General features: G+C 74.8%; 10 protein-coding genes. 8 read left to right on the top strand and 2 right to left on the bottom strand.

Annotated elements, in window-relative coordinates:
* Positions 1–1078 (bottom strand): serine/threonine-protein kinase (locus VGB14_15705; protein HEX9994375.1); only part of this gene is annotated, 1078 nt, incomplete at its 3' end.
* A gap of 54 nt (positions 1079–1132) precedes the next feature.
* The gene (locus VGB14_15700) at positions 1133–1597 is read right to left on the bottom strand and encodes a universal stress protein (GenBank protein HEX9994374.1); all 465 of its coding nucleotides are present in this window, start codon (positions 1595–1597) and stop codon (positions 1133–1135) included.
* Positions 1598–1632: 35 nt separating this feature from the next.
* Here VGB14_15700 and VGB14_15695 point away from each other — a divergent pair, with 35 nt between their 5' ends.
* The 8 genes from VGB14_15695 to VGB14_15660 all read left to right on the top strand — a co-directional run.
* The gene (locus VGB14_15695; protein HEX9994373.1) at positions 1633–2196 is read left to right on the top strand and encodes a TetR/AcrR family transcriptional regulator; all 564 of its coding nucleotides are present in this window, start codon (positions 1633–1635) and stop codon (positions 2194–2196) included.
* On the top strand, positions 2193–3137 hold the full coding sequence (locus VGB14_15690) for an aminoglycoside phosphotransferase family protein (protein ID HEX9994372.1): 945 nt from the start codon (positions 2193–2195) through the stop codon (positions 3135–3137). The genes VGB14_15695 and VGB14_15690 overlap by 4 nt, the downstream gene beginning before the upstream one ends.
* 45 nt (positions 3138–3182) lie before the next feature.
* The gene (locus VGB14_15685) at positions 3183–3806 is read left to right on the top strand and encodes a TetR/AcrR family transcriptional regulator (protein ID HEX9994371.1); all 624 of its coding nucleotides are present in this window, start codon (positions 3183–3185) and stop codon (positions 3804–3806) included.
* A 4-nt stretch (positions 3807–3810) separates the two neighbouring features.
* A complete protein-coding gene (locus VGB14_15680) occupies positions 3811–4935 on the top strand; it encodes a ferritin-like domain-containing protein (GenBank protein ID HEX9994370.1) in 1125 nt (374 codons plus the stop codon).
* A 59-nt stretch (positions 4936–4994) separates the two neighbouring features.
* Positions 4995–5438: a YdeI/OmpD-associated family protein gene (locus tag VGB14_15675; GenBank protein ID HEX9994369.1), complete on the top strand. Its 444-nt coding sequence runs from the start codon at positions 4995–4997 to the stop codon at positions 5436–5438.
* 59 nt (positions 5439–5497) lie between these two features.
* Positions 5498–6379: a 4-hydroxy-tetrahydrodipicolinate synthase gene (gene dapA / locus VGB14_15670; GenBank protein ID HEX9994368.1), complete on the top strand. Its 882-nt coding sequence runs from the start codon at positions 5498–5500 to the stop codon at positions 6377–6379.
* Positions 6379–8040 carry a ribonuclease J gene (locus VGB14_15665; protein ID HEX9994367.1) on the top strand — a complete coding sequence of 554 codons (1662 nt, stop codon included), beginning with the start codon at positions 6379–6381 and terminating at the stop codon, positions 8038–8040. The genes dapA and VGB14_15665 overlap by 1 nt, the downstream gene beginning before the upstream one ends.
* 160 nt (positions 8041–8200) lie before the next feature.
* On the top strand, positions 8201–9421 hold a 1221-nt coding region (locus tag VGB14_15660), incomplete at its 3' end, for an MBOAT family protein (GenBank protein HEX9994366.1).

Raw genomic sequence — 9421 nt, 5'->3', positions numbered from 1 at the left:
CGTCGCCCACGCCGGCGGCGTCGGCCCCCGCCGCCGCCCCGAGCAGGCGGGCGACCGTGGCCGGCGTGGCCGACCCGGCGTCGGCGGCGAGCACCGTCCCCGACCGCCAGGCGGGGCCCTCGCCGTCGCCGCCCCCGCCGCCCCGGGCCGGAGCGCCCGGCGCCGGGAGGACGGTCGGCGCGTCGTCCTCGGCCGTCGGCCGGTGGGGCCGCCAGTGGGCCGGCGCCGGCCGCCGGTAGCGGGTCACCACGCGGCGCACCGGCTGGGGGAGGTGCACCGGGTGCCCGGCGGCGTCCACCCAGCCCGGCCCCCACGCCGCCGTCGCCGCCTCGGCCAGCGCGAGGACGAAGGCGCGGGCCGTCTGCGGCCGCCGCTCCGGGTCGCGGGCGATGCTGAGGTCGCACACCTCGGCCACGCCGGTCGGGACGGCGGGGGCCAGCGCCAGCAGCGGCAGGGCGGGGTCGCCCGCCGGCCGCCGGCCCGAGAGCAGCTCGTAGAGCATCACGCCGAGCGAGAAGACGTCGGTGGCCGGCGTGGACCGCCCGTCCCGCGCCCGCTCGGGGGCCATGTACTCGGGCGTTCCCGTCGCCGCCCGGCCGGGGCCGGGCGCGCCGAGCGTGCCGGCCACGCCGAAGTCGCCGAGCTTCGGGCCGCCGGCCAGGGTCATGAGGACGTTGGCCGGCTTCACGTCGCCGTGGAGGATCCCGTGGCGGTGGCCGTGGTCGACGGCCTCGCCGACGGCGAGGAGCAGCGCGCAGGCCTGGTCGGCCAACAGCCCGCGCTGGCTGGCGAGGGCGCGCAGGGTGCCGCCGTCCATCATCTCCATGGCGACGTACACGCGGCCGTCGTGCTCGCCGACGTCGCGGAGGGCGACGACGTGCTCGTGGCGCAGCGCGGCGATGGCCCGCGCCTCGTCCAGGAGGTCGGCGGTCCTCGCCCCGCCGGTGGCGAGCGCCCGCTTCAGCGCGACGCGGCGCAGGTGCGGGCGCGACCGGTGGGACGCACGCCAGACCTCGCCGAACGTGCCGCTGCCGACCCGCTCGACGAGGCGGTACCCACCCCAGTCGTCGACCGCCACGTCGTTCCCCTTCGCCCGTCCATTGTGCCGGCGCGGGCGGGGCGCCGCCGCCGGTTACCCGTCGTCGTCGAGGTGGCGCACGAGGAGCACCGGGACCTTCGCGTGCTGCACGACGTGGTGGCTGACCGAGCCGAGGACCACGCGCTGGAGCCAGCCCCGGCCGTGGGAGCCGACGACGACGAGGTCGAAGCCCTCCTCCTGGGCCAACCGGCAGATCTCGACGGCGGGGTCGCCGGCCGCCACCCGGCCGCGGGCGTCGATGCCGAGCGCGGTCGTCGCCGCCTCGACGGCCGACTCCGCCTCCCTGCGCTCCTCCTCCTCGAGGCGCACGGCGGTCTCCGGGTTGGGGACGGCCGCCGTCATCGCGTCGATCGTCGCCCCCGGGGCGCCGACGGCCACCGGGGGCGGGGTGACCGAGAGCACCTCGTACTCGTTCCCCGCCCCGAGCAGGCCGACCGCCCGGCGGGCGGCCTCGAGCGCGATGTCGGAACCGTCCGTCGTCAGCAGGACCTTCGCCACCGGGCCATCCTCGCGCGCCGCCGTACAGTGGCGGGGTGACGCCGCGGGAGCGGATCCTCGCCGCCACCCTGGCCTGCGTCGGACGCTACGGCCTGGCCAAGACGACGGTGGAGGACGTGGCCCGCCAGGCCGGCGTGTCCCGGGCGACCGTGTACCGCCACTTCGCGGGCGGGCGGGACCAGCTGGTGAACGAGACGATCACCTGGGAGGTCGCCCGCTTCTTCGGCGCGCTGGCCGGCCACGTCGCCGACGCGCCGGACTTCGCCACCCGCCTGGAGCGGGCGCTGGTGTTCGCCCACCGGGCCGTCGAGGAGCACCAGGTGCTCCAGAAGGTCCTCCAGACCGAGCCCGAGCGCCTCCTGCCCCAGCTCCACGAGACCACCCCGCTCGTGCTCGCCGTCGTGCGCAGCGAGCTCGTCCCGCTGCTGAAGGAGGAGCGCCTCGCCCCGGGGATGACGCCCGAGACGGCCGGCGACTACGTGGCGAGGATGGTCGTGTCGTTCATCTCGAGCCCGGGCGGGTGGGACCTCACCGACGCCGGGCAGGTGCGCCGCCTGGTCCGCACCCAGTTCCTGGCCGGCGTGCTGGCCGAGGGGTGAGGGTCCCGGCGCTCGCCGGGCCGGGCGCCTACGCCGCCTCGCTGGCCGACCCGGCCGTGTGGGGGCCGCTCGCCCTCGACGTGTGCCGGCGCCACCGGCTCGACCCGGGCGACGGCGCCGTGCGCATGGGGGCGCCGGGGACGTTCCCGGTCGCCGTCGTCGGCGGGCGCTGGGCCGTGAAGGTGGGCGGGCCGTGGTGGTCGGGGACCGAGTGCCTCGGCCGGGAGCGGGACGCCTACGAGGCGCTGGCCGCCCGCCCGGCGCTGCCCGTCCCGCGGCTCGTCGCCGCCGGCGACCTCGGCGGCGGGTGGCGCTACCTCGTGCTCACCGCCGTCCGCGGCCGCAGCCTGCGGGAGGTGCCCCCGACCCCGGCCGTTGCCCACTGGCTCGGGGCGACGATGGCCGAGGTCCACGCCGTGCCCGTCCCGGACGGCCTGGAGGTGCTCCGCCCGGGCTGGGACGGGTACCTCGCCTGGCTGGCCGGCGCCCGGGCGGCGGCCGTCGGGCGCCATCGCGGCTACGGGACCCTGGCGCCCCACCTGCTGGAGGAGCTGGCGGCCTGGCTGCCGGCCCCGGATGACCTGGTGGACCGGTCCCGCCCGGCCGCGCTGCTCCACGGCGACCTGCGGGCCGACCACGTGCTCGTGGACGACGGCGGCCGCCCCGTCGCCGTCCTCGACTGGAGCGACGCCACCGTCGGCGACCCGCGCTACGAGCTCGGCCCGCTGCTCGACGTCCTCGGCGGCGACCCGGCCCTCCTCGCCGCCTACCTCGACGCCGCCGGCGACCCGCCGCCCGACCCCCGCTCCGCCCTGGCGACCGCGCTGCTGCACGGCTTCGACCAGCTCGGCGACGCCGGCGTCGACACCTCGGGGGCCGCCGACCTCGACGCCCTCGCCGGCCGGCTGTTCGGGGCCGCCGTGCGACGGGCGTCACACTGAGACGCCATTGACCATGAGACACATCGCGTCTTACTGTTTCAGGCGATGGCGCCCACGGCCGTGACCGACGTGCCGGCCGGGGACGCGGCCGAGCGGAGGGTGCTCGCCGCCGCGGGCCGCTGCGTGGCCCGGTGGGGCGTGGCCAAGACGACCCTGGACGACGTGGCCAGGGAGGCCGGGTGCAGCCGGGCGACCGTGTACCGGGCCGTGCCGGGCGGCAAGGACGCCCTGGTCGCCGCGTACGTGCGAGCCGAGCTCGACCGGTTCTTCGCCACCGTCGCCCGCCGGCTCGACGCCGCCACCGACCTCGAGGACCTGCTCGCCGGCGGCCTGTCCGAGGCGGCCCGCCTCCTCGCCGGGCACGAGCCGCTCCAGTACCTGCTGGCCAACGAGCCGGAGGTGGTGCTGCCCGCCGTCGCCTTCGGCCGCATGGACCGCGTGTTCGCCAGGGCTGCCGAGTTCGCCGCCCCGTGGCTGCGCCCCTGGCTCGGCGACCGGGCCGGCGAGGCCGCCGAGTGGCTGTGCCGGCTGGCCTGCTCGTACCTGCTCAGCCCGGCCCCGGGCATCGACCTGACCGACGAGGACGACGCCAGGCGGCTCGTCCGCGACTTCGTCCTCCCCGGCCTCCGGCCGGTGCCCGCGCTCGACCTGACCGACGACAGGAGCTGATCCCATGGCGACCCGGACCGAGGACCTCATCGGCCGCACCGACGTCAACGACCTCGAGGCCATCCTCGCCGTCACCAACACCGACGTCGACGCCGTCGAGCACGCCGTCAAGGACAACGCCGACGCCCTGTTCACCTGGGACTACGAGCGGTCCAGGCCGGCGCTCGGGAAGCTGTACGAGAAGGCCAAGCGGGGGCAGTGGAACGGCGAGACCGACCTGCCGTGGGAGATCGAGGTCGACCAGGAGAAGGTCGCGCTCGCCAACGCGGCCGCCAACGGCGGCTTCGACGAGGGCGTGGACCTGTCGGCCACCCCGTTCGCCAAGTGGACCGACAAGGAGTGGATCGAGCTCGGCGTCCAGTCCCAGAACTGGACGCTCAGCCAGTTCCTCCACGGCGAGCAGGGCGCCCTGCTGTGCACGGCCAAGATCGTCGAGACCGTCCCGTGGATCGACGCCAAGTACTACGCGTCCACCCAGGTGATGGACGAGGCCCGCCACGTCGAGGTGTTCGCCAAGTACCTCGACGAGAAGCTGTCCGGCCACTACCCGATCAACGCCCACCTGCGCCTGCTGCTCGACGACATCGTCAACGACAGCCGCTGGGACATGACCTACCTCGGCATGCAGATCATGGTCGAGGGCCTCGCCCTCGCCGCCTTCGGGTTCATCCACCAGCTCACCACCGAGCCGCTGCTCAAGCAGATGCTGCGCTACGTCATGGCCGACGAGGCCCGCCACGTCGCCTTCGGCGTGCTCAGCCTGAAGGAGTACTACGGGCAGCTGTCCGAGCCCGAGCTGCGGGAGCGCCAGGAGTTCGCCTTCGAGGCCGCCGTCCGCATGCGCGACCGCTTCCTCCAGCAGGAGGTGTGGGACCGCATGGGCCTGCCGGTGAAGCAGACCGTGCAGCTGGTCATGAACTCGCCCCAGCGCCAGCTGTTCCAGACGATGCTGTTCTCGAAGATCGTGCCGAACTGCAAGAAGCTCGGCCTCCTCGACGCCGGCGACGGCTGGCTGCGCCAGCGCTTCGGCGAGCTCGGCGTCATCCAGTTCGAGCACTGGCAGGACACCGGCGAGGAGTACGAGGCGTTCACGATCACCGACGAGGAGCGGGCCGCCGCCCGCGCCTGACCGGCGGGCGGCCGGCCCTTCCAGCGGGCCGGTCGCCGCTCCTCGCCTAACGTGCGGGGATGGCGGCCATCGCCTTCACCGCGGAGGCGCATCACCGCGGCCGGTCGGCGACCCTCGTCTGGGTGCCCGACGGCGTCGCCGCGACCCTCGGCGACGGCGTGCGGCTGCCCGTCGAGGGCCGCGTCAACGGCCTCCCGTACCGGGGGTGGGTCCGCCGCGTCCGCGACGGCGGGCCGTGGTACCTGCTCGTCGACCGGACGATCCGGGCCGGCGACCCCGTGGCCGTCGAGGTCGACGTCGATCCCGCGCCCGACCGCGACGAGCTCCCCGAGGACGTCGCCGACGTCCTCGCCGGCTTCCCGCGCGCCCAGGCCGGCTGGGACGACCTCCCGCCCAAGCACCGGGCCGAGTACCTCGCCTGGATCGACGAGGCACCGAGCGCGGCCGTGCGGAACCGCCGGATCATGGCGTCGATCGACAAGCTGCGGGCCGACGAGCCGTAGGGGCCGCCGGTGAGCGGTGGCACCGGTCCGCCGATCCCCAGCGGGTAGGGTCGGCGCCGATGGCATCGCCCCGCTTCGGCGCCGTGCTCACGGCCATGGTCACCCCATTCGACGACGACGGCGCGCTCGACCTCGACGCCGCCGCCTCCCTCGCCCGGTGGCTGGTCGACCAGGGCAACGACGGCCTGGTCGTGGCGGGCACGACCGGCGAGGGCGCGACCCTCACCGACGACGAGAAGGTCGACCTCTGGCGGGCCGTGCGCGAGGCGGTCACCGTGCCCGTCGTGGCCGGCACCGGCACCTACGACACCCGCCACACGATCCACCTCACCGAGCGGGCGGCCGAGGTCGGAGTGGACGGCGCACTCGTCGTCACCCCGTACTACAACCGCCCGTCGCAGGCCGGGCTCGAGGCCCACTTCCGGGCCGTCGCCGCCGCCACCGACCTGCCCGTGCTCGTCTACGACATCCCGGTGCGCACGGGCCGCAAGGTCGCCCACGACGTGCTCGTCCGCCTCGCGTCCGAGGTGCCGGGCGTGGTCGGCGTGAAGGACGCGGCCGTCGACGTGGCCGCCACCGCCCGGCTGGTCGCCGCCGCCCCCGGCTTCGAGGTCTACAGCGGGAACGACGACCAGACCCTCGCCCTCCTCGCCGTCGGCGCCGTCGGCGTCATCGGCGTGGCCACCCACTGGTCGGCCGGGCACCACGCGGAGATGATCGCCGCCTTCGCCAAGGGCGACGTGGCCCGGGCCAGGGAGGTCAACGCCCGCCTGCTGGCGTCGTACGCCTTCGAGACGAGCGACGAGGCGCCCAACCCGATCCCCACCAAGGCGATGCTGCGCGTGCTCGGGCACCGGGTCGGCCACTGCCGGCCGCCCGTCGGGCCGACGCCCGACGGCCTGGAGGACCGGGCCAGGGCGGTCCTGGCCGGCCTGACGTAGTGGCGCCGCCCGTCAAGCTGACGTTCCTCGGCGGGCTGGGGGAGATCGGTCGGAACTGCGCCTGCCTGGAGCTCGAGGGCCGCCTCCTGCTCCTCGACTGCGGGCTGATGTTCCCGAAGGCCGACATGCTCGGCATCGACCTCGTCCTCCCGGACTTCACCTACCTGCGGGAGAACGCGGACCGCATCGTCGGCTGCATCGCCACCCACGGCCACGAGGACCACGTCGGCGCGCTGTCGTTCCTGCTGCGCGAGCTGTCGTTCCCCGTCTACGGGTCGGCGCTGACCCTCGGCCTGGCCCGCCACCGCATCGAGGAGGCCGGCCTGCTCGGCCGCACCGAGCTGATCCCGGTGGCCGACGGCGAGCGCCGCCGCATCGGGCCGTTCGACTGCGAGTTCATCCCGGTCACCCACTCCGTGCCCCACGGGTTCGCCACCGCGTTCCACACGCCCCAGGGCGTCATCCTCCACTCGGGCGACTTCAAGCTCGACCTCACCCCGGTCGACGGCCGCCTCACCGACCTGGCCCGCATCGGCGCGCTGGCGAGCGGCGATGGCATCCGCCTGCTCCTGTCGGACTCGACCAACGCCGACGAGGCCGGGTTCTCGAAGTCCGAGCGGTCGGTGGGCGAGGTGCTGTACGACCTGTTCCACGCCCACGAGGGCCGGCGGATCATCACCGCCTGCTTCGCCAGCCACATCCACCGCATCCAGCAGATCGCGGACGCGGCCATCGCCTTCGGCCGGGTGGTGGCCACGCTCGGCATGTCGATGCGCAAGAACGTGGCCCTCGCCAGGGAGATGGGGCTGCTGCGCATCCCGGACTCGGCCCTGCGGGACATCGAGCAGGTCGACGGGATGGACCCCGGCAAGGTGTGCGTGATCTCGACGGGGTCCCAGGGCGAGCCGATGTCGGCGCTGTCGCTCATGGCCGCGGGCGAGAACCGCTGGCTGAAGATCGGCCCGCAGGACACGGTCATCCTGAGCTCGCACCCGATCCCCGGCAACGAGGCCGACGTCAGCCGGGTGATCGACGGCCTCGTCCGCATCGGCGCCGTGGTCGTCCACTCCGACGTCAGCCACGTGCACGCCACCGGCCACGCCATGCAGGAGGAGCTGAAGATGCTCCTCTCGATCGCCCGGCCGGAGTGGTTCGTGCCCGTGCACGGCGAGTACCGCCACCTCACCCAGCACGCCGTCCTCGCCCGCTCGATCGGGGTGCCCGAGGACCACGCCGTCGTGTGCGAGGACGGCGACCAGGTCCTGCTCGACGACGACGGCCTCCACAAGGCCGGCGCCGTGCCCGCCGGCTACCTGTACGTCGACGGCATCGTCGGCGACGTCGGCAGCGGCGTGCTGCGGGACCGGCGGGTGCTGGCCGAGGAGGGCGTGGTCGTCGTGGTCGTCGGCGTGGACGTCACCACCGGCGCGCTCATCACCGGGCCGGAGGTCATCACCCGCGGCTGGGTGTACGCCCCGGAGGCCGAGGGCCTGATCGGCGAGGCCTGCCAGCGGGTCAGGGACGCGGTCGCGGAGGCGTTCGCGTCCGGCCAGACGGACATCGAGGCCCTCCAGCGCCAGGTCCGGCGGGCCGTCGGCCGGTTCGTCAACGAGCGGACCAGGCGGCGGCCCATGATCGTCCCGGTGGTGATGGAGGCCTAGACTCGGCGACCGCCGCGGGCGTGGCGGCATCGTCACCCGTTCGTCACCCAACCCGGTCCTGCGCGCCCCGGCGCGTCGGGTAAGAAGGTCGGCGTAGGGGCCGGCGGCGCGGCGTACGAGGTCCCTCGCGCGTCGCCCGGCGGTCCCGCCCCACTGCGACATGCTCTTCCCCACCATCCGCTTCGCGCTCTTCCTGGCTGCGGTGCTGCCGCTGAGCTGGCTGCTCATGCCCAACCGGCTGCGGTGGCGGGTCTTCATGGTCGCGGCGAGCTGGTTCTTCTACGGCAGCTGGGACTGGCGCTTCGTCGGCCTGCTGGCCGCGTCGACCTTCGCCAACCAGGCCTTCGCCCAGCGCATCGACCGGGCCCCCGGGGAGCGGTCCCGCCGGTACTGGCTGACCCTGGCCGTGGTCGCCAACCTCGGCGTGCTCGGGTGGTTCAAGTACGCCGGGTTCTTCGCGGAGAACGCCGTCGGCCTGCTCCACCTGGTCGGCATCGAGGCCGAGCCGCCGCTCGGGGACCTCGTCCTCCCCGTCGGCATCTCGTTCTTCACGTACCAGGCGCTCAGCTACGTGATCGACGTGTACCGGCGGAAGCTCCACCCGGACACCCTGCTGGCCTTCGCCGTCTACCTCTCGTTCTTCCCGCACCTCGTCGCCGGCCCGATCGTGCGGGCCCGCGAGTTCCTGCCCCAGCTGCGCCAGCGCCGCAACCCCCGCCGGGTCGACGCCACCCTCGCCTTCTGGCTGATCGCCGCCGGCCTGCTGAAGAAGGTCGTCGTCGCCAGCTACCTGGCCGACCGGGCCGTCGACCCGCTGTTCGCCTTCCCGTTCCAGCACGGCGGGGTCGAGGCGCTGATCGGCGTCTACGCCTACGCCATCCAGATCTACGCCGACTTCAGCGGCTACACGGACATCGCCATCGGCGTCGCCCTGCTGCTCGGGTTCCGTTTCCCGCAGAACTTCGACGCGCCGTACACGGCGACGTCGCTCCAGGACTTCTGGCGCCGCTGGCACATGACCCTGTCCCGCTGGCTGCGCGACTACCTGTACATCCCGCTCGGCGGGGGCCACGGCACGAGGGCCCAGACGTATCGCAACCTGTTCCTCACGATGCTGCTCGGCGGGCTGTGGCACGGCGCGGCGTGGACGTTCGTGCTGTGGGGCGCGCTCCACGGCGGCGGCCTCGCCGTCGAGCGGTGGTGGGACGAGCTCAGAGGCCGCCGCCGGCCGCCGAGCGGCGTGCCCGACGCCGAGGTCGCCGAGGTCGCGGTGTCGACCCCGCCGGCGCCGGTGGCGCCCGCGACGGGGGGCGGCGTGGCCGTCGCCGTCGCCGACCCCGAGGCCCCGCCCGAGCCGCCGCTCGCGCCGAGGGTCGGGGTG

This window comes from Acidimicrobiales bacterium (assembly GCA_036399815.1).
GTDB lineage: Bacteria > Actinomycetota > Acidimicrobiia > Acidimicrobiales > DASWMK01 > DASWMK01.
The sequence above is the reverse complement of the archived record's forward strand: the minus strand, read 5'-3'. Positions and strand labels throughout refer to the sequence as shown.

Bases quoted from the DNA above. Each gene is read 5' to 3' on its own strand.
- VGB14_15675 (HEX9994369.1), top strand. From the start codon at position 4,995: ATGGCGGCCATCGCCTTCACCGCGGAGGCGCATCACCGCGGCCGGTCG.
- VGB14_15685 (HEX9994371.1), top strand. From the start codon at position 3,183: ATGGCGCCCACGGCCGTGACCGACGTGCCGGCCGGGGACGCGGCCGAG.
- VGB14_15680 (HEX9994370.1), top strand. From the start codon at position 3,811: ATGGCGACCCGGACCGAGGACCTCATCGGCCGCACCGACGTCAACGAC.
- dapA (HEX9994368.1), top strand. From the start codon at position 5,498: ATGGCATCGCCCCGCTTCGGCGCCGTGCTCACGGCCATGGTCACCCCA.